General features: G+C 70.4%; 17 protein-coding genes and 1 other RNA gene. 14 read left to right on the top strand and 4 right to left on the bottom strand.

The annotated features are described in order from the left end of the window. The first annotated feature begins 76 nt into the window (after window positions 1–76). The 8 genes from ACEN9V_RS02995 (at window position 77) to ACEN9V_RS02960 (ending at window position 6522) form a co-directional block, all read left to right on the top strand. Window positions 77–1273 carry a multidrug effflux MFS transporter gene (locus ACEN9V_RS02995; RefSeq protein WP_413602075.1) on the top strand — a complete coding sequence of 399 codons (1197 nt, stop codon included), beginning with the start codon at window positions 77–79 and terminating at the stop codon, window positions 1271–1273. A 75-nt stretch (window positions 1274–1348) separates the two neighbouring features. Beyond that, on the top strand, window positions 1349–1687 hold the full coding sequence (locus ACEN9V_RS02990) for an STAS domain-containing protein (protein ID WP_281264361.1): 339 nt from the start codon (window positions 1349–1351) through the stop codon (window positions 1685–1687). After that, window positions 1684–2112 (top strand): ATP-binding protein, encoded by a 429-nt coding sequence (locus ACEN9V_RS02985; protein WP_413602074.1) that lies wholly within the window; start codon window positions 1684–1686, stop codon window positions 2110–2112. Before ACEN9V_RS02990 ends, ACEN9V_RS02985 begins: the two co-directional genes overlap by 4 nt. Window positions 2113–2202: 90 nt before the next feature. Next, window positions 2203–3162 carry an AraC family transcriptional regulator gene (locus tag ACEN9V_RS02980; RefSeq protein ID WP_413602073.1) on the top strand — a complete coding sequence of 320 codons (960 nt, stop codon included), beginning with the start codon at window positions 2203–2205 and terminating at the stop codon, window positions 3160–3162. Window positions 3163–3196: 34 nt separating this feature from the next. Continuing rightward, complete coding sequence (locus ACEN9V_RS02975) at window positions 3197–3742, top strand: RBBP9/YdeN family alpha/beta hydrolase (RefSeq protein ID WP_413602072.1); 546 nt, start codon at window positions 3197–3199, stop codon at window positions 3740–3742. A gap of 129 nt (window positions 3743–3871) precedes the next feature. Then, on the top strand, window positions 3872–4894 hold the full coding sequence (locus ACEN9V_RS02970; RefSeq protein WP_413602071.1) for a hypothetical protein: 1023 nt from the start codon (window positions 3872–3874) through the stop codon (window positions 4892–4894). Window positions 4895–4930: 36 nt separating this feature from the next. Then, window positions 4931–5785, top strand: coding sequence for a Nif3-like dinuclear metal center hexameric protein (locus tag ACEN9V_RS02965; RefSeq protein WP_413602070.1), 855 nt, complete (start codon window positions 4931–4933; stop codon window positions 5783–5785). A 2-nt stretch (window positions 5786–5787) separates the two neighbouring features. Further along, the gene (locus ACEN9V_RS02960) at window positions 5788–6522 is read left to right on the top strand and encodes a zinc ribbon domain-containing protein (RefSeq protein WP_413602069.1); all 735 of its coding nucleotides are present in this window, start codon (window positions 5788–5790) and stop codon (window positions 6520–6522) included. Between the two features lie 67 nt (window positions 6523–6589). Here the strand turns inward: ACEN9V_RS02960 and rnpB are convergent. From rnpB to map, 3 genes are all read right to left on the bottom strand, one after another. After that, window positions 6590–6946: RNase P RNA component class A (gene rnpB / locus ACEN9V_RS02955), an RNA gene on the bottom strand. A 164-nt stretch (window positions 6947–7110) separates the two neighbouring features. Beyond that, on the bottom strand, window positions 7111–7860 hold the full coding sequence (ppgK, locus tag ACEN9V_RS02950) for a polyphosphate--glucose phosphotransferase (RefSeq protein WP_281264368.1): 750 nt from the start codon (window positions 7858–7860) through the stop codon (window positions 7111–7113). 16 nt (window positions 7861–7876) lie between these two features. Next, the gene (gene map, locus ACEN9V_RS02945; RefSeq protein WP_413602068.1) at window positions 7877–8740 is read right to left on the bottom strand and encodes a type I methionyl aminopeptidase; all 864 of its coding nucleotides are present in this window, start codon (window positions 8738–8740) and stop codon (window positions 7877–7879) included. Between the two features lie 74 nt (window positions 8741–8814). Here map and ACEN9V_RS02940 point away from each other — a divergent pair, with 74 nt between their 5' ends. Then, complete coding sequence (locus ACEN9V_RS02940) at window positions 8815–8994, top strand: SPOR domain-containing protein (RefSeq protein ID WP_281264370.1); 180 nt, start codon at window positions 8815–8817, stop codon at window positions 8992–8994. Between the two features lie 96 nt (window positions 8995–9090). On the opposite strand, the gene ACEN9V_RS02935 is transcribed toward ACEN9V_RS02940, so the two are convergent. After that, window positions 9091–10833 carry an NAD+ synthase gene (locus ACEN9V_RS02935; protein ID WP_413602067.1) on the bottom strand — a complete coding sequence of 581 codons (1743 nt, stop codon included), beginning with the start codon at window positions 10831–10833 and terminating at the stop codon, window positions 9091–9093. A 61-nt stretch (window positions 10834–10894) separates the two neighbouring features. Between ACEN9V_RS02935 and glnA the strand changes: the two genes are divergently transcribed. The 5 genes from glnA to ACEN9V_RS02910 all read left to right on the top strand — a co-directional run bounded on the left by glnA (window position 10895) and on the right by ACEN9V_RS02910 (window position 20268). Further along, window positions 10895–12232 carry a type I glutamate--ammonia ligase gene (gene glnA, locus ACEN9V_RS02930; protein ID WP_281264372.1) on the top strand — a complete coding sequence of 446 codons (1338 nt, stop codon included), beginning with the start codon at window positions 10895–10897 and terminating at the stop codon, window positions 12230–12232. A gap of 6 nt (window positions 12233–12238) precedes the next feature. Next, window positions 12239–15190, top strand: coding sequence for a bifunctional [glutamine synthetase] adenylyltransferase/[glutamine synthetase]-adenylyl-L-tyrosine phosphorylase (locus ACEN9V_RS02925; protein WP_413602066.1), 2952 nt, complete (start codon window positions 12239–12241; stop codon window positions 15188–15190). Window positions 15191–15696: 506 nt separating this feature from the next. Beyond that, window positions 15697–17331 (top strand): glycosyltransferase family 2 protein, encoded by a 1635-nt coding sequence (locus ACEN9V_RS02920; protein ID WP_413602065.1) that lies wholly within the window; start codon window positions 15697–15699, stop codon window positions 17329–17331. Then, window positions 17324–18844, top strand: coding sequence for a glycosyl hydrolase (locus ACEN9V_RS02915; protein ID WP_413602064.1), 1521 nt, complete (start codon window positions 17324–17326; stop codon window positions 18842–18844). Before ACEN9V_RS02920 ends, ACEN9V_RS02915 begins: the two co-directional genes overlap by 8 nt. Beyond that, window positions 18841–20268 carry a UDP-glucose dehydrogenase family protein gene (locus ACEN9V_RS02910; protein ID WP_413602063.1) on the top strand — a complete coding sequence of 476 codons (1428 nt, stop codon included), beginning with the start codon at window positions 18841–18843 and terminating at the stop codon, window positions 20266–20268. Before ACEN9V_RS02915 ends, ACEN9V_RS02910 begins: the two co-directional genes overlap by 4 nt. Window positions 20269–20420: the final 152 nt, after the last annotated feature.

Genomic DNA, 20420 nt, shown 5'->3' with positions numbered 1-20420 from the left:
GGCGAACGCGAGCGGGGTTTCGTGACCAGCCAGTCTGCACTGTCGAATCGATTCGGTCCGCGGTAGCGTGGCGGACGTGACGACGGAGCGCATGCGGACCATCTCGACCACCCTGCCGCCGATCGTCCCGCTGGCCCTCATCGTCGGTGTCTCGCCGTTCGCGACGGACATGTACATCCCCGCGTTGCCGGCGATCGCCCGCGACCTCGGGACCACGCCGAGCGCCGTGCAGCTCTCCCTGACCGCGTTCCTCGTCGCGTTCGCGGTCGGGCAGTTGCTCGCCGGCCCGGTCAGCGACGGCATCGGTCGCCGGCCGATGCTCCTCTGGGGCACCGCGCTCTTCGCCGTCGCCTCGCTCGGGTGCGCCCTCGCCCCCGACGTCGTCACGCTGGTCGTCGCCCGGGTCGTGGAGGGCCTCGCCGGAGCCGCCGCTGCCGTGGCCGGGCGGGCGATGGTGTCCGACGTGACCGACGGGGCGGTCATGGCGAAGGTGTTCGGCACCCTCGCGGCGATCAACGCGATCGGGCCGGTCGTGGCGCCGCTCGTCGGGGGAGCGGTCCTGACGGTCGGGACATGGCGCGTGATGTTCGTCGTGCTCGCGGTCCTCGGCGCGGTGTTCTTCGCCATGGTGGTGGCCCGGTTCCCCGAGACCCTCCGCGCGGAGGCACGCGGCGGCATCGGCCTCGGCGCGAACTGGCACCGGATGCGCGAGCTCCTGGCGATCCCGCGGTTCCGCGCCTACCTGCTCTCCGGGGTCCTCTCGACCATCGGCTTCTTCGCGTACATCGCGACGAGTTCGTTCGTGTTCCAGACGCAGTTCGGGTTCTCGGAGGGGCTGTACACGATTGTGTTCGCCACGAACGCGACGATGATGATCATCACGACCCTCGTGTTCCGGCGGGTCGTCGGGCGCTTCTCCGAGGACGGCCTGCTCACGTTCGGGCTCGTCGTCGGGACGATCGGTGGGGCCGGGGTGCTGGCCTCGGCGCTGCTCGGCCTCGGTCCCGTCCCGGTCTGGTGTTCGCTCGCCGTGGTGACGGGCGCGTGGGGGTTCGTCCTGCCGGCCGCGATGACCCGCACGCAGCACGTCGGCGCCGCGCACCCGGGGACCGCCGCGGCGCTCCAGGGCGGACTGTCGTTCGGGCTGGGTGGCCTCGGCACGCCACTCGCGGGGGTGCTCGGCGGGACCGCGCTCGCGATGGGTGCGGTCATGGTCGTGCTGATGGCAGCGGCGGTGGTCGTGCAGACGGTGGCGACACGGAGAACTCGCTGACCGTACCGACGGTGGGCGGAGTCGAACCGATAGGGTCCGTGGAGCACGCGCACCGACCTGAGGAGGACCACCGGCATGGAGATCGTCGTACACGAGGCACAGGCGGACGCGGCGGTCCTGGAGTGCAAGGGGCGACTCAACATGGTCTCGGCCCCCGCGTTCCGGGAGACCGTCGCCAAGGTGGTCGGGGACGGTCGGCACCGTGTGGTGGTCGAGCTCTCCGCCGTGGACTTCATGGACTCGTCCGGACTCGGCGCCCTGGTCGGGTGCCTGAAGACCGCGCGGCAGGCGGGCGGCGACCTGCGGATCGCGGCGCCGTCCGACCAGGTCTCGATGGTGCTGAAGCTCTCGAACATCGACAAGATCCTGCGGACGTACCCGGACGGGGACGCCGCGGTGTCCAACTGGGGATGAGCGGGTCCGCCGTGGGCGAGCACCGCCTGGAGTTCGCGTCCCCACCGGACGACGTGAACGCGGTCCACGACTTCCTCGCGGTGGTGTGGGGCACCGAGCCGTCGGTCGGTGCCGAAGACCGCATGGCCTTCGAGCTGGCGCTCGTCGAGCTCGCGTCCAACGTCGTCGAGCACGCGGGTGCCGGCCACCGGGTCGCGTGCTCGCTGGCCCTCGCGGTCACCGGTGACGGGCTGGAGGCACGGCTCACCGACGACGGTCGGCCTGCGTCCGTCGACCCCGCGGCCGCCGTGCTGCCGGACGGGTCCGCGGAGAGCGGTCGCGGTCTGGCGCTGGTCGGCATGGTCGTGGACGAGCTGCGGTACGAACGCGAGGGCGACCGCAACCGCTGGACAGTACGCCGCGGCCGGTCCTCCAGCACCGCCTGACTGTCCAGAACGCGCACTGGGTGAGCCGGAACCCGCAAGGCTCCGACGGCGATTCCGTCGGGGTCACCGGCGCGTGTCACGATCCGGTCGATGACAGTCGAGTCCGACCCCAGGATGAGCTTCGAGACGTCTGGTGACGACCTCGGCGCGGCGCTCCGCATGTACGAGGACGCGTACGAGGGCACCGATTTCGTCGCGCGGTACACGGAGCGCGACTTCTCGTACCGGTTCCGCGTGGTCGGTGACGACACGATGTCCTTCCGGTCGAGTCGGTTCGACGCCCGGGTGTCCGGCGAGGTCGAGGTCCGTGACGAGTACGTCGTGATGTGGACGGCCGAGGGCGGCGGTCGGGTCGACGTCGGCCGCGACGAGGTGACACTCGTCCCGGGGACGCCGATGATGTTCCCGACCGGACGCCCGTACGTCTTCGACCTCGCCGACATCCGCCAGAGCCTGGTGCAGTTCGAGCGCAGCTACCTGGAGGGCGTCGCGGCGGAGTTCCACGGCGCGCAGCCGGGGCCGCTCGTGTTCGACCACGCCGCCGCCCTCGAAGCCGATGACGTGCGGGTGTGGAACCGGCAGGTCCAGGCCGCCGCCGCGACGGTGCTCGGCAGCGCACCGGCCTCGCCGCTCGTGCTGGCGGAGACCGCCCGCGAGACCGCGACGACGCTGCTCCGCACCTTCCCGCACCGGCTGCTCACGCCTGATGTCCCGCTGCCGCAGGGCGCGACCGGCAGGGTCCGCGGGGCGGTGGAGTACATGCACGCCTTCGCACACACGCCGATCTCCACGACCGACGTCGCGGAACACGTCGGCCTGAGCGTCCGCGGTCTGCAGCAGGCCTTCCAGCGGCAGGTCGGCACGGCCCCGAACGCCATGCTCCGCGGGATCCGACTGGACCGCATCCGGGAGGAGCTCCGCCGGGGATCACCGGGGGAGCTGACGGTCGCGTCGGTGGCGGTGAAGTGGGGCTTCGCACACCTCGGGCGGTTCTCGGCCGCGTACGCCTCGCGCTTCGGCGAGTACCCGCGGGACACGCTGCAGGCCTGATCGACCGCGGCGGACGATCCCGTACGCTGCAGGAGTGAGCCGACCTCGACCCTGGGTGATCGTCCCCGGCATCTGGAACTCCGACGCCGAGCACTGGCAGTCGCACTGGCAGGAGTCCCGCGGGGCGGACGCCGTGCGGATCGCGCCGACGTCCTGGTCCGAGCCGGATCCCGACGACTGGTCGGCCGCGATCGACCGTGCGGTGGCGGCCTGTGCCGAACCGCCCGTGCTCGTGGCGCACAGCCTCGGCGTGCTGGCGGTGGCGGCGTGGCTCGCGGAGCACGACGACGGCCGCGTGGCCGGTGCCTTCCTCGTGGCGCCGCCGGACCCGGACGCCCCCGGGTTCCCCGTCGCCGCGGCCGGCTTCACGGTGCCGACGCAGGGCGTGCGGACGCCCACCGTCCTCGTGGTGAGTGACGACGACCCGTACTGCACCGCTGATCGTGCGCTCGGGATCGCTTCGACGCTCGGCGCGGGGGTGCAGCGGATCGGCGCCTTCGGGCACGTCAACGTGGCGAGCGGCGTGGGGGACTGGGACGCCGGACGCACCCTGCTCGAGGACTTCGCCGCGACGCTGTAGGCCCGATCGCAGCCGAGCGGTGCCCGCCCGGACGACACGCCGTTCACGTTCAGGGCGATATGGCACGCGATGCCGCGACACTCCGCGGATGTCCGACGGGATCGAGCGCGCGATATTCATACTTCCCTCATGGAAACGCAGTCCGGTGCACGCACCCCCCTCGTCGACCCCTTCGGTCGCGAGCTCGAGGAGTGGCTCCGTGACGCACCGGCGACCCGGTCACCGTACGTGTCGGACCTCGTGGTCCCACCCGTCACGGGTCCGGTGCAGCGACCGGACGCCACCACGGACGCCGCACCCGAATGCGACCACGCCACCGAGGAGCCATCGTCGGCACCCTCGGACGACACGGCGTTCCGTCGCCCCCGCGACCGTGGGCGTCACGCCTCGGTCTGCGCGCCGTCCTTCCCCGAACCCCCTGAGCGGCTCGCGCTCCGCATCGACGAGCTCGAGGTCGAGGTGTCCGCGCAGAGCGGCCGTCCGGTGATCGAGCGCATCGTGATCCTCGAGGACGAGGTCCGCCGTCGCGACGAGGACCTCGCCCGCCTGTCCGCCTGGGAAGCCGTCGTCGCCGATCTCGCGGACCCCGAGGTCGACGCCGCTCGTGCGTACGCGCGCTCGGTCTTCGCCGACCTGCTCGCCGACGCCGCCGTCGAGAACGACCGCCGGGACCGTGCCGCCGCCCGCCGTGCAGCGGCCACCGGGGCGGTCGCGGTCGTGACCGCAGGCTCGGTCGCCGTGGTGACGGCGCCTACCGCGGCGCCAGCCCTGGTCGAGCCTGCAGCGGCGCCCGTCACCGCGGACCGGGTCGACGACCTGGACGTCGAGTCCACGGAGCGTGACGAGCCCGCACGACCCGTGCTGCGCCTCCCGGCCGTGTCGCCGGTGTCCGCGAACACCCGCCCGACCCCGCTCGTCCAGCCCGCGACCGGTCCGACGGTCGTGGACCGCGACGCCTTCGCCGCCGTCCTCCGTGCGCACCGTGTGGAGACGGCCGGCACGCCGGTCGTGTTCGCCGCCGAGCACGCGGCCGAGCTCCCGGCGGTCGCACCGTCACCGGAGCCGCAGCCCGTGGCGACCACCGAGGCACCGGCGCACTCCGGTTGGTGGTCCCGGGTCGTCGCCGCGGTGCTCCGGCTCGTCCGCCGCTGAACCCGGTGGCCTGCCGCTCCTCGGTAGACTGACCGGATGCCGACGCTCCGCGATCTCCAGGCCGTGATCGAGTCCCTCTGGCCGGTCGACGGCGCGGAGTCCTGGGACGCCGTCGGCCTCGCCTCCGGGGACCCGGACGCGGTCGTCGAGCACGTGCACCTCGCCGTCGACGCCGTGCCGGACACGGCGCGTGAAGCCGTCGCGGTCGGTGCCGACCTGCTCCTCACGCACCACCCGCTGCTGCTCCGCGGCGTGACCACGATCGCGGAGTCGACCTACAAGGGGTCCGTGCTGGCCACGCTCGTCCGCGGTGGTTGCGCGCTCGTGGCCGCACACACCAACGCCGACGTCGTGCGCTCCGGCACCTCGGCCGTGCTCGCCGACCGGATCGGGCTCACCGACCTGCGTCCGATCGAGTCCGGTTCGGCAGCGGACACCGGGATCGGCCGGGTCGGCGTGCTGCCGGAGTCCGTCACGCTCGGGGCGCTCGCACGGCGCATCGTCGACGTGCTGCCCGCCACCGCGTCTGGGGTCCGCGTGTCCGGCGCGTACGACCAGCCCGTCCGGACCGTCGCACTCTGCGCCGGCGCCGGGGACTCCCTGCTGGGCAACCCGCTCGTGCAGGCCGCCGACGTGTACGTCACGAGCGACCTCCGTCACCACCCGGCGTCCGAGTTCCGCGAGCAGGCGATGCTCGCTGGCGGCCCGGCACTCATCGACACGTCGCACTGGGCCACCGAGTGGCTCTGGCTCGACGTCGCCGCCGAGGAACTCCGTCGCGCCGCCGGTGTCCGCGTGACGGTCAGCGACCTCCGGACCGACCCGTGGGACTTCGCGGTCCTGCCGAACGCCTCCGCCCCCACCACCGAGCACCACAACGAAGGAGCCTGATCATGAAGGCAGCACCCGAGGACCAGGCCATCCTCCTCGACGTCCAGCGTCTGGACAACGACATCACCCGCATCGCGCACCGCATCAGCTCGCTGCAGAAGGGCGCCAAGCTGACCGAGCTCGGCACGACGGCGGCGGGGCTCAGGAGCGAACTCGTCGACGCGACCGGCAAGGTCGAGGACGCCGAGCGCGACCTCGCCCGACTCGAGTCCGACACCGCGACGGCCCAGGCCAGGATCGAGCGCGACACGACCATGCTGCAGAACGTGTCGAGCGCCAAGGACGCCGCCGGGCTCCAGAGCGAACTCGACTCGTTGCAGCGCCGCATCGGGGACCTCGAGACGTCCGAGCTGGAGATCATGGAGACGCTCGACGTCCTCCGTGCGCGGGTCGGCGACGTCGAGGCGAAGCTCGCCGACGTCGAGGCGCAGCGCACCGCCCTCGTCGCGGAGCGGGACACCGAGATCGAGCGGCTCGAGGGCGACCGGGTCTCCGCGACCCAGAGCCGCGCCGACGTCGCGGCGAAGGTCCCGGACGACCTCCTCGCGCTGTACGAGCGCCAGCGTGCGCGGTACGGGTTCGGGGCGTCGCTCCTGCAGGGCGGTGTGTCGACGGCGTCCGGCGTCACGCTCACCGGCGCCGACCTGCAGGCGGTCCGTGCGGCCGCGCCCGACGACGTCGTGCTCTGCCCCGACAGCGAGGCGATCCTGGTCCGGACGGCCGAGTCCGGCCTGTAGACGCACGCCGAACCGGACGGGAGGCCCGGTGCCAGCTGGCACCGGGCCTCCCGTCCGTCACGTGGTGCGAACGGGCCGGCCGTACGCCGGGTTCTGTCCCGCCTTGCAGCGGTGACGGCCATCTCTCTCGGACCGACGTTGCCGTCGGCCTCCAGCGGTCTACCCGAGGACTCGGCGAGCAGCCTCGACGTCCTCTGTCTGACCTTGCTCCGGGCGAGGTTTACCGAGCGAGTCCGGTCACCCGGACCCCTGGTGGTCTCTTACACCACCGTTTCACCCTTACCGACGTCGCCGCCGGCGGTCTGCTTTCTGTGGCACTGTCTCGCGGATTGCTCCGGGTGGGTGTTACCCACCGCCCTGCTCTGTGGAGCCCGGACGTTCCTCGGCACTCCCGGGGGAGTGACGCGACCGTCTCACCGACCCGTTCGCAGTGCCGAGTCTACCGGTGCCGAGTGGTCGTGACACGCCGCGTGCGAGCGCCGAGCGGTCACGAACTGTCGCTCCCAGACCGGCCGGACGACGGCTCGTGACCACACGGCGAAGCGTCAACGGCGTGTTGCGACCGCTCGGCGGCACAGTCGCGCCGGGCTACTTCGAGTTGAACGCCAGGGTCGCGGCACCGATGATGCCGGCGTTGTTGCGGAGCGTCGCGGGGATGATGTCCGCCTGCAGGTCGAGGAGCGGCAGGAACTCGTCGTACTGCTTCGACACACCGCCGCCGACCACGAAGAGCTCGGGGGAGAGCAGGGCCTCGAGCCGCGAGTAGTACTTCTGCAGACGCTTCGCCCAGTGCTTCCAGGAGAGGTCGTCCCGCTCCTTCGCCGCGAACGAGGCCTTCGTCTCGTAGTCGACCCCGTCGATCTCCAGGTGGCCGAGCTCCGCGTTCACGATGAGCACGCCGTCGTTGATGAGCGCGGTGCCGATGCCCGTGCCGAGCGTCGTCATGATGACGAGGCCGTCCCGACCCTTGGCGGCGCCGAACTGCTGCTCGGCGAACCCGGCGGCGTCGGCGTCGTTGACGAAGTGGATCGAGCGGCCGAGTTCCTTCTCGAAGAGCGCCTCCGCCTCGAAACCGATCCACTTCTTCGACACGTTCGCCGCCGACATGGTCTTGCCGTCGCGGACGATCGCGGGGAAGCACACACCCACGGGGACGTCCTGGTCCGGGCCGAGCTCGTCGAGGATCTCGACGACGACGGACACGATGTCGTGGGGCTTCCCGCCCTCCGGGGTGGCCTTCTTGATCCGGTCGGTCGTCAGTTCACCGGTCGTCGTGTCGACGATCGCGCCCTTGATGCCCGTACCGCCGATGTCGACGCCGACTGCGAGTGAGGTCATGAGGAGCGGTTGCCTTTCAGGAGACGGTGAGGAGCTCGGCGCCACGTTCTGTGACGACGAGGGTCTGTTCGAACTGCGCGGTCCAGGACTTGTCGCGGGTGCTGACGGTCCAGTCGTCGGCCCAGATGTCCGCTTCGATGCCGCCGAGCGTGAGCATCGGCTCGATGGTGAACACCATGCCGGTCTCGATGACGGTGTCGTACTGGGGCGCGTCGTAGTGGGGGATGATCAGGCCGGAGTGGAACGCCCGGCCGACCCCGTGCCCGGTGTAGTCGCGGACGACGCCGTAGCCGAAGCGTTTCGCGTACGACTCGATGGCGCGGCCGATGACGTTCACCTGCCGACCAGGGGCGACGGCCTTGATGCCGCGTTCCATCGCGATCCGCGTGCGTTCGACCAGGTCCGCGACCTCTGGCGCTGCCTGCCCGACGACGAACGTGCGGTTCGTGTCGCCGTGCATGCCGTCCTTGTACGCGGTGATGTCGATGTTCACGATGTCGCCGTCCTGCAGCACCGTGTCGTCCGGGATGCCGTGGCAGATGACCTCGTTGACCGACGAGCACAGCGACTTCGGGTAGCCCCGGTAGCCGAGCGTCGACGGGTAGGCGCCGTGCGCGAGGACGTACTCGTGCCCGATGCGGTCGAGCTCGTCGGTGGTGACACCGGGGCGGATCGCGGCGGCCACCGCGTCGATCGCCCGGGACGCGATGCGCCCGGCGGTGCGGATCAGCTCGATCTCGGACGCGGAGTACGTGTCGCCGAGCCCGTGCTCGTGGGGCTCGACCCTGCCGACGTACTCGGGGCGTTCGATGTCCTTCGGGACGGGCCGCTGGGGGGAGATGCGGCCGGCGGTCAGGTGTCCGTGTTCGTCCCGGGGCATGCGGACCACTCTAGCCGCGGCGGACGACGACCCGTGCCGCCCGTGCCGCGGACGGCGAGGGTACGTTTGGCGGCATGAGCGACGAGCGCATCGAGTCCCAGTGGTGGTTCAACGACAAGACCCACGCGGTCGAGCAGGGACCGCAGTCTCCGCAGCGCGACCGGATCGGCCCGTTCGAAACCCGCGAAGCAGCCGAACACGCGCTGGAGCGCATCAAGGCAAACAACGAGAAGTGGGACGACGAGGACGCGTGACGCGATCCGGACAGGCCCGGTGACGGACGGGACCGCTGACGGACGGGAGGCACGGTGCCAGCTGGCACCGTGCCTCCCGTCCGCCGTCCGGCCCCGTCAGGGGCGGTACGTGATCGGGAGCCGCCGGTCACGACCGAACGCCATGCCGGAGATCTTCGGACCGATGGCTCCCTGTCGGCGCTTCCATTCGGACCGGTCGACCAGGCGGGTGACCTCGGCCACGGTGGCCGCGTCGAACCCACGCGCCACGATGTCCGCCGCGCCCTGCGCCTGCGTGACGTAGAGGTCGAGGATCGCGTCCAGGACCTCGTACGGCGGCAGGGAGTCCTGGTCCTCTTGTCCGTCGCGGAGTTCGGCCGACGGCGGCTTCGTGATCGAGTTCTCCGGGATCGGTCCGGTCTCGCCACGTGACGCGGCGACCGCGTTCCGCCACCGGGCGAGCTCCCACACCATCGTCTTCGGGACGTCCTTGATCGGGGCGAACCCGCCGACCGAGTCGCCGTAGATGGTGGAGTAGCCGACGGCGAGCTCGGTCTTGTTGCCCGTCGTCAGCACGAGGTGCCCGTCGAGGTTCGACAGTCCCATCAGGATGAGCGCGCGGACACGGGCCTGGATGTTCTCCGCCGCGAGCCCGGTGAGTGCGAGCTGCTCGTCGAAGGGAGCGACGAGGTCGGCGATCGGCTCCGTGCGGTACTGCAGGCCGAGCCGGGCGGCGACGTCGTCCGCGTCCGACCGCGAGTGGTCAGACGACCACCGCGACGGCATCGAGACGCCGAACACGTTCGACGGGCCGATGGCGTCCACGGCGATGGCCGCGCACACCGCCGAGTCGATGCCGCCGGAGAGCCCGAGGACCACCGAGCGGAACCCGTTCTTCTGCACGTAGTCCCGGGTGCCGAGCACGAGCGCGTCCCAGATCGCGGCGGTGTCGTCCAGCGGTGCCGCGATGTCCAGGGGCAGCGCCGGGCGGCCGGGGAGCTCGCCGGGCGTCGTGTTCGGCGTGTCCAGGACGATGCGCTGGACGTGGTCGGTCTCGACGGGGTCCGTGGCGGGTGCCGGGTCGACGTCGACGACGAGCAGGTGCGGCTCGAACTGCGGGGCCCTGGCGAGGATCGTGCCCTGCTCGTCCACCACGACGGAGTCGCCGTCGAAGACCAGGTCGTCCTGGCCGCCGACGATGTTCACGTACGCGACGATCGTGTCGGACTCGGTCGCACGACGGGTCACGAGCGGCAGCCGGACCTCGTCCTTGTCCGCGACCCACGGCGACGCGTTCACGACGAGCAGCAGCCCGGCGTCGGCGTCGAGCACCCGCGCGACCGGGCCGCCGTCGCGCCAGAGGTCCTCGCAGATGATGATCGCCACGTCGACGTCCGCGATCCTGGCCACGAGCAGGTCGTCACCGGGGATGAACACCCGGTACTCGTCGAACACCGAGTAGTTCGGCAGGTGGTACTTCGCGGTGGTGGCGACGACGCGTCCGTGCTGCAGGACGCTCGCGCAGTTCTTCGCGATCGCGGTCGGGGCCGTGCTGACGTCGACGGCCCGCGGCTCGAACGGCCCGTCCGGGTGTCCGACGACGACGGCGACGTCACCGAGCCCCTCGTCGGCGAGCCGTGCGGCGAGCGTGACCACCGCGGCACGCGCGGCCCGCAGGAACGACGGACGCGACGCGAGGTCCTCGATCGGGTAGCCGGAGATCGCCATCTCACCGACCGCGACGAGGTCGGCGCCCCGCGCGGCTGCGGAGCGGACGGCGTCGACGATCCCGGCGGTGTTCCGGGCGAACGCACCCACCACCGGATTCGTCTGGGCGAGTGCCAAGCGGAGACGGGGCATGACCACTAGCCTATTGACCACGGCCGTCGTACGGCCGTGGTGGAACGCGGAAAGGGCGTGCATGGACAAGCAGACGGACTTCGTGCTCCGCACCATCGAGGAGCGGGGCATCAAGTTCATCCGACTCTGGTTCACGGACGTCATCGGGACCCTCAAGTCGGTGGCGATCGCCCCGGCAGAGGTCGAGGGTGCGTTCGCCGAGGGGATCGGTTTCGACGGCTCCGCGATCGAGGGCCTCAGTCGCTCCTACGAAGCCGACGTGCTCGCACACCCTGACCCCTCGACGTTCCAGATCCTGCCGTGGCGCGGGGAGATCGACCCGACCGCGCGGATGTTCTGCGACATCGCGACGCCGGACGGCCAGCCAGCCGTCGCCGACCCCCGCAACGTCCTCAAGCGCACGCTGGCGCGGGCGAGCGAGCGCGGGTTCACGTTCTACACGCACCCCGAGATCGAGTTCTACCTGCTGAAGGACCGCGACTGGAAGGACGGCGGCCCGAAGCCCGTCGACCAGGCCGGCTACTTCGACAACGTCCCCGGCGGCAGCGCCCACGACTTCCGTCGCCGCGCCGTCCGCATGCTCGAGGACCTCGGCATCTCGGTGGAGTTCAGCCACCACGAAGCGGGCCCCGGCCAGAACGAGATCGACCTCCGCTACGCCGACGCGCTGACGATGGCGGACAACATCATGACGTTCCGCACCGTGGTGAAGGAAGTCGCGATCGAGCAGGGCGTCTACGCGACGTTCATGCCGAAGCCGATCTCCGGGCAGCCCGGCTCCGGCATGCACACGCACGTGTCGCTGTTCGAGGGCGACCAGAACGCGTTCTACGAGCCCGGCGGCGAGTACCAGCTCTCCCCGACGGCGAAGCAGTTCATCGCGGGCCTGCTCAAGCACGCGCCGGAGATCACGGCGGTCACGAACCAGTTCGTGAACTCGTACAAGCGGCTCTGGGGCGGCGACGAGGCCCCCTCGTTCGTCACGTGGGGCCACAACAACCGATCGGCCCTGGTCCGCGTCCCGCTGTACAAGCCGAACAAGGGCCAGTCGTCGCGCGTCGAGTACCGCGGCATCGACTCGGCGGCGAACCCGTACCTGGCGTACTCGCTCATCCTCGCCGCCGGACTCAAGGGCATCGAAGAGGGATACGAGCTCCCGGCCGAGGCCGAGGACAACGTCTGGAGCCTCAGCGACTCCGAGCGCAAGGCCCTCGGGTACGCGCAGCTCCCGGCGAGCCTCGATCACGCGCTCTCGCTGATGGAGGACTCCGAGCTCGTCGCCGAGACGCTGGGGGAGCAGGTGTTCAACTACGTGCTCCTCAACAAGCGGCAGGAGTGGAAGCGGTACCGCGACCAGGTCACGCCGTTCGAGCTCGACACCAACCTGGGGATGCTCTAGCAGGAGATGACCGGCAGGACGAAGACGTCGCGTTCCGAGTTGGCCCGGCTGGGCTTCGCGGAGCTCTCCGAGACGCTCGAGCGTCTGGCCGACCTGGAGGCCCGGTCCGGCTCCGACATGCGCCTGCCGGTCAGCGAGCGGCCGGGGCTCTGGGAGTCCACGGCCGATCCCGACGGTGCGCTCCGGCGCATCGAACGCCTCATGGAGACCCATCCGGACGAGGTCAGGGCCGTCCTGGCGGACGACGACGCCACCGAGCGGTTCGTCCGCCTGCTCGGTGCCTCGGTCGGTCTGGGGGACTTCTTCCAGCGCCGACCCGCCGAGCTCGCACTGCTGCTCGACCCGGTCACCGCACCGTGGTCGCAGCAGGAGTACACGGCGTCCCTGACCGAGGCGGTCGACGGCGGCACGGGTGAGGACGCCCGGCTGCGACTCCGGGTGCGCTACCGACGGCACCTGGCGCAGATCGCCCTGTTCGACGTCCTGCACCCGTCCCCGACGAGCGCGTTCCCGGCCGTCGCCGCCGGGCTCGCCGACCTCGCGGGCGCTGCGCTCGACGTCGCCGTGGACGTCGCCAGGCGAGAGGTCCCTTTCCCAGAAGCCGACGTCGCAGCGACCCCGCTCGCCGTCATCGCGATGGGCAAGGCCGGTGCGCGCGAGCTCAACTACGTCAGCGACGTCGACGTCATCTTCGTGACCGAGGCGACGGACACCGTCGACACCGACAAGGCCGTCCGGATCTCCACCCGCATCGCGATCGCCGCGACGCACGTGATCACCGACCTCGCGGTCGAGCCGGCGCTGTGGGAGGTCGACGCCAACCTGCGCCCAGAGGGCAAGGACGGCGCCCTCGTCCGGACCCTCGACTCGCACGTGGCGTACTACGAGCGCTGGGCCAGGGAGTGGGAGTTCCAGGCGCTGCTGAAGGCCCGCGCGATCGCGGGCACGACGGACCTCGGGGAGCGCTACGTCGCTGCGGTCGCGCCGTTCGTGTGGAACTCGTCGAAGCGTCCCGGGTTCGTCGAGTCCGTGCAGCGCATGCGCGAGCGCGTGACCGACAACATCCCGGACGCCGAGGTCGACCGGCAGCTCAAGCTCGGACCCGGGGGCTTGCGCGACGTCGAGTTCACCGTGCAGCTCCTGCAGCTGGTGCACGGCCGCGACGACGAGAGCGTCCGCGTGCGCTCGACACTCGAGGCCATGGACGCGCTCACCGCGGCCGGGTACGTCGGACGACCGGAAGCCGCACGGTTCGGTCCCGACTACGCCCTGCTGCGGGTCCTCGAGCACCGGATCCAGCTGCGGCGGCTGCAGCGGACGCACATGATGCCCGCGGACGAGGACGAGCTCCGGGTCCTCGCGCGCTCGAGCGGCGTCGCGACGTCGGCGAGTGCGCTGGAGACCCGCTGGCGCGCCGTCAAGCTCGAGGTCCGCGGCCTGCACGAGCGGCTGTTCTACCGCCCGCTGCTGTCCGCCGTGGCTGCGTCCGACGGTGACATCGTCCTGACCAACGACCAGGCGCGGGACCGCCTCGGCGCGATCGGCTTCGTCGACCCGGACGGTGCGTTGGCACACATCCGAGCGCTCACGCCTGGCACGTCGCGTCGTGCGACCATCCAGCGGAACCTGTTGCCGGTGCTGCTCCGGTGGATGGCGGAGGGCCCGGCACCCGATCGCGCGCTCCTGGCGTTCCGCCGGTTGAGCGACACCCTGGGGGAGTCCAGCTGGTTCCTGCGCATGCTCCGCGACTCGTCGGGCGCCGCGCACAGCCTGACGACCGTCCTGTCCGAGTCCGCGTTCCTGTCCGGGCTCCTCGAACGCTTCCCCGAGGCGGTGGCCTGGCTCGACGAACCCGAGTCGCTCCTGCAGCCGCGACCGATCGCGTCCCTGCTGTCCGAGGTGCGCGCGACCACGGCGCGGCACGGCGACGACGTGGCAGCGGCGTCGTCGCTGATCCGGTCGATCCGCCGGCGCGAGACGCTGCGGCTCGGGATGGCGGCCGCGCTCGGCAGGCTCGACGTCGACCAGCTCGGGCCCGCCCTCAGCGACATCACGGAAGCGACGTTGACCGGCGCGCTCGACCTGGCACGACGCGACGCTCCGGACGACCTGGAGTTCGGCATCATCGCGATGGGACGCTACGGCGGGCGCGAGCTCGGGTTCGGGTCGGACGCCGACGTCCTGTACGTCTACCGCGCGCCCGAGGGCACGGGTGAGACCGCCTCCCGTGCGGCACAGGTGATCGTCCGCGAGCTCAACCGCCTCACCGACGATGCCATCTACCCGTTCGACCTCGACATCGACCTGCGTCCGGAGGGCAAGAACGGCCCGGTGGTGCGCACCCTCGAGTCCTACGGCGCCTACTACGCCCGCTGGTCGCTCACGTGGGAGGCGCAGGCGCTCCTCCGTGCCAGGGGTGCCGTCGGGGACGAGCAGCTCCTCCGCGACTTCGAGCACCTCGCCGACCGCACCAGGTACCCCGAGCACATCGAGGAGCGCGAGGTCCGCGAGGTCCGTCGCATCAAGGCCCGCGTGGAGTCCGAGCGGCTGCCCCGCGGTGCGGATCCCGCGCGCCACCTGAAGCTCGGTCGCGGATCGCTCAGCGACGTGGAGTGGTTCGTCCAGCTCCTGCAGCTCCAGTACGCCCTCTCCGTGCCGGCGCTCCGCACGACGTCGACGCTCGACGCCCTGGACGGAGCCGTCGCCGAGGGACTCGTCGCGGCGGAGGACGGGGAACGTCTCGCCGCAGCGTGGCGGTTCGCGTCGAGGACCCGCAGCGCGCTCGTGCTGTGGTCGGGCAAGACCACTGACGTGCTCCCGGTCGACCGCACCCAGCTCGAGGGTGTCGCGCGGTTGATGGAGTACCCGCCGGGGTCGGCGACGCAGCTCGAAGAGGACTACCTCGGCGTCACCCGACGTGCCCGACAGGTGTTCGAGCGCGAGTTCTACGGCGCCTGACCTCCGCCCGACACGCCCGGGATGTCGATCTCGTCGCGAAGGTGACATGTCGTCGAAGGTTAATTCCTCGTGTCGCAGGTCGTCCCCCGAAATCGGACGTCCCGTACCCCGCTCAGCAACCGATGTCGCGCCGTTACCGAGCTGTGACGAAGCGTTCGGAAGACCGCAGCACGCCGTGCGAGGTCGGCCCGCGACCCGCCCGGTGACCACGCTCTGAACTGGGCTTTCCCGGAGACGCGATCCGGGCCTCCCGTCTGCTCGTCCACCCCGTCGGGGTGACCGGCGGGGTGAAAGCAGTCCGCACATGTGCTGACAGCAACCGAGGGGACAGGAGGAGTACGCCCGTCGGGGGACTTCGGTGTACCCCGTAACGCGCTCGTAACGCCCCCGGACGGGGGTCACGTTGCAGCGGTCGCCTCGGAGATGCGTCAATGGGTCTCACCCGAACCGACCCCCGATTTCCCGATGGCGCGGAATCACCACCCCGAACGTTGAAGCAGGGATCGATGTTCACCTTCATTCTGCAGATCAGGCAGATGGTCGACGGACACCCCGAGTTCTACCTCTTCGCCGTGTACTCCGCGGTGATCTGGTTGCTCTGGTTGCTCAAGGTCGTCCTGTCCGCCCGTTACCGCCCCTTCACCGGCAGCTACGTCGGGACGACGAGCGTCGTCGTCCCCGTCGTGGACGAGCCACTCGACCTCTTCCGGGACGTCATCGGCCGCATGGTCGAGCAGCGCCCAGGCGAGATCATCGTCGTGATCAACGGCAAGAGGAACGAAGCGCTCGAGGAGGTCTGCGACGAGTTCGCCCCACTCGTCCGCTGGACCCACACGCCGATCCCCGGCAAGCGCAACGCCGTCAAGGTCGGCACCGAGATGTCGAACGGGGACATCACCGTCCTCGTCGACTCGGACACGGTGTGGACCCCAGGCACGCTCGAAGAGCTCCTCAGGCCGTTCGCCGACGAGTCCGTGGGCGGTGTCACCACCCGGCAGCGCATCCTCGAGCCCGAGCGCTCGTGGATCACCCGCTGGGCGGACTGGCTCGAGAACTCGCGTGCGCTCTACTCGATGCCCGCACAGAGCGTCCTCGGACAGATCGGCTGCCTGCCCGGCCGCACGATCGCGTTCCGCCGGAACATCCTGATGCGCGTCATGGACCGGTTCATGCACGAGAAGTTCATGGGCGTCTTCCTCGAGGTCTCGGACGACCGCACGCTGACGAACCTCACCCTCAAGGAGGGCTACCGGACCGTCTACCAGTACACGTCGCTCGTGTACACGGACGCTCCGCTGCAGGTGAAGAAGCTCTTCAAGCAGCAGCTCCGCTGGGCCCGTGGCTCGCAGTACAACACGCTGCGCATGATGCCGTGGATGCTCGGTCACGCACCCGTGCTGGCGCTGTTCTTCATCACCGACATCATCCTGCCGTTCATGCTCTTCGGCGTGATCGCCGGCTGGATCTACCGCGCGCTCACCGGTCAGGGAGAGAACCTCTACCAGGGGATCCTGCACCAGTACGGGTTCTCGACTGGCTTCATCTACGTCGCGGCACTCATGGTCGTGTCCAGCGTCCTGAGCATGGCGATCCGGCAGATGCGGCACCTCGCCGAGAAGCCGAGCGACTTCTTCCGGCTGCCGATGTTCATCATCGTGTCGACGTTCTTCCTCATGCCGATCCGCCTCATCGGCTTCTTCCGGCTCGCCCACGCCAGCGGCTGGGGGACCCGTGCCGGGGCCTACGCCGGTGGTCCGATGGAGACCGAACCGGCACAGCCGCAGGCCGTCGCCACCCAGACGCCGGTCAGCCCGATCGACCGTGCTGCCGGGTACACGACGGCGGACGCCGGGGCGCATGCCGCGCTGACCGACGACCAGCTGGCGGCGGACCGGGCCTTCGACGACCTCTTCGGGCCGAACGCCCGTGGGCTCGACGGCCTCGACGTCACCACCAACTCGACCTCGACGGTCCTGGCGACCCGGCGCTCGGCGGCAGCCGCGGCAGCGCCGGCGGCAGCGCCTGCGGCTCCGGCCGCAGCGGCGAAGCCCACCAAGGTCCGTCGGTACAACCCCTACGCGGCGATCCCGTACTGCATCGGGATCGCGATCTTCGCCCTGGAGGCTCTCACCATTGTCTGACCTCTTCCGTTCCACCAGTTCGTGGTGGGCACCATCGAGCAAGCACGCCAAGCGCACGGCCGTGGGGACGACCGCGATCGTGGTGGCGCTCGGCCTCATCACGTGGTCGGTGTGGATCTCGCCGTCCAGCCCGGTCTCGACGGCGGTGCACCACGCCCTCGGCGTCAAGACCTCCCAGGAGAAGGCCGTCGACGCCGAGGCGCTGCAGGCCAAGCTGACCGCGGCCCAGAAGCAGATCTGGAAGCTCGAGGGGCAGCTCAAGTCCTCGACCGCCCAGTCCGGCTCCCGCGGTGACCAGGTCGCGCAGCTCAAGGCCCAGATCGCCTCGCTGCAGTCCGAGCTCGGGTCCGCGAAGGCACAGGCGGCAGCCGGGTCGAAGTCCGGTTCCGGGTCGACCGGGTCCGGCTCGTCCGGTTCCGGCTCCTCGGGCTCCTCCGGGTCCGGCACGCACAACGCCTCGACCGGCCACGGCGTCACGAACCCGAACACCGGTCCCTCGAAGGACCCGAACCCGACGACCCCGGTCGCGGTCCCGTCCAAGGCGGACATCCTGAACCAGCCCACGCGCTGGTACGGCCTCTACACCGCGCAGTCGCCCTTTAACTGGTCCGAGTACGACCAGGTGTCCCAGCAGGTCGGCAAGGCCACGAACATGGTCGGGTTCTTCCAGGGCTTCGACCAGGACTTCAACGCCAACGCCGTCCAGCGTTCGTGGGCCAACGGTCGCCTGCCGATGATGACGTGGGAGTCCGCCCCCGCGCAGACCGGGAACGACGAGAAGTACGTCGCCGGCTACACCAACCAGGACATCATCTCGGGCAAGTTCGACGCCTACCTGACCAAGTACGCCCAGGCGCTCAAGGCGAACGGGCAGCCGATGGTCATCCGTCTCGACCACGAGATGAACGGCTCTTGGTACAACTGGTCCGAGGGCGATGCCCAGCAGAACGCCGCCGGTTCCTACGTGAAGATGTGGCAGCACGTGCACGACGTGTTCCAGGCCAACGGCGCGAACGACTACGTGGTGTGGAACTGGGCGCCGAGCCGCATCGACAAGCTCGGCAACGCCAAGTACCAGACGCTCGACTACATGAAGAACTACTACCCGGGCGCTGACTACGTCGACTGGGTGGGCATGTCCGGCTACTACCGCTCAGCCTCGGAGACCCCGTCCTTCGCGAACACCTTCGGTGCGACCATCGGGCAGCTCCGTCAGGTGGCACCCGGGAAGAAGATCCTCCTCAGTGAGATCGGCGCCACCGAGACCGGCACGACCGTGTCCAACGGGCAGAAGTCGAAGTGGATCACATCCCTGTTCGACGCGCTGGCCGATCCCGCGAACGACGACATCATCGGGTTCTCGTACTTCAGCGAGACCGCCACGACCGTCGTCGACGGTGTCCGCTCGACCAATGACTGGCGACTCAACTCGCGCTCCGACAGCCTCCAGGCATTCGTGGACGGCATCAAGCGCACCGACATCAACTTCGACCTGCAGGAGGTCACCAAGTGAGTGCTCCGAAGAAGTCCCCGTCCACCGCCGACGTCCGTCCGGCACCCGTGATCAGCGTGATCGGCACCGGCTACCTCGGCGCCACCCACGCGGCCGCCATGGCCGAGATGGGCTTCGAGACCATCGGCGTGGACGTCGACCCCGCCAAGCTCGCGGCGCTGTCCGCCGGCGAGGTCCCGTTCTACGAGCCCGGGCTGCCCGAGCTCATCACGAAGCACGTCGCGAGCGGCAAGCTCCGGTTCACGGCGGACATCGCCGAGGCAGTGGCAGCCGCCGACGTCCACTTCGTGTGCGTCGGCACCCCGCAGAAGGCCGGCTCGCACGCCGCGAACCTCGCCTACGTCGAGAGCGCCACGCGTGGCGTCGCGGAGAACCTCACCCACCCCGGCCTGATCGTCGGCAAGTCGACCGTCCCCGTCGGCACCGCCGCGCGGCTCCGTGGCATCGTCCGCGAGTTCACGCCGAGCGGGATCACCGCCGAACTCATCTGGAACCCCGAGTTCCTCCGCGAGGGCAAGGCCGTCGAGGACACGCTCCACCCGGACCGCCTGGTCTGGGGCGGCGCGTCCGCTGCGGCCGACGCCGTCATCCGCGAGGTCTACGCCGCACCGATCAGCGAGGGCACCCCGGTCATCACGACGGACCTCGCCACCGCCGAGCTCGTCAAGGTCAGCGCGAACGCGTTCCTGGCCACGAAGATCTCGTTCATCAACGCGATCTCCGAGATGTGCGCCATCACCGGTGCCGACGTCACGACGCTCGCGGACGCCCTCGGGCACGACGCGCGCATCGGTCGCAAGTTCCTGAACGCCGGGCTCGGCTTCGGGGGCGGCTGCCTGCCGAAGGACATCCGTGCGCTCATGTACCGCGCGAACGAGATCGGTGCCGGGCAGGTCGTCGGCCTCATGCAGCAGGTCGACGAGATCAACATGGGCCAGCGGCAGCGGGTCATCGACATGGCGATCGACTCCGCCGGCGGCTCGGTCCTGAACCGTCGCATCGCGGTCATCGGTGCGGCGTTCAAGCCCCTCACCGACGACGTGCGGGACTCGCCGGCGCTCAACGTCGCCGCCGCGCTGCACCTCCGTGGCGCCCAGGTCACGCTGTGGGACCCCGAGGCGATGGACACGGCCAAGCGGTCGTTCCCGACGCTCAGCTACACCGCCTCGATGCCCGAGGCCCTCGAGGGTGCTGACATCGTGCTCGTGCTCACCGAGTGGGACGACATCATCGGTGCAGACCCCGCGGTGCTCGGCGAGCTCGTCGGACGCAAGGTCGTCATCGATGCGCGCAACTGCCTCCCGGTCGAGAACTGGGTCAAGGCGGGCTGGACCGTCCGTTCCCTGGGACGGCCCACTCCGATCGCGGGTGCACCCGTGAGCGTCGCCGCGGGGACGAACGACACGTTGGCCACGAGCCGCTAGTCGCCGCAGCAGACGGGGTCCGTGCCGGGGCGGCACGGGCCCCGTTTCGCGCGTAGGAGGTCGAAGCGCGCGTAGGAGGCCAGAACTCCGGGCCACCTACGCGCGTTTCCGCTTTCCAGTGCGGCCGCCATGGGTGGAAACGCGACAGCCTG

This window comes from Curtobacterium sp. Curtsp57, from assembly GCF_047324335.1.
In the GTDB taxonomy this organism is placed as follows: Bacteria; Actinomycetota; Actinomycetes; order Actinomycetales; family Microbacteriaceae; genus Curtobacterium.
Note: the sequence above shows the minus strand (reverse complement) of the source record. Positions and strands in the feature narration are given on the sequence as shown.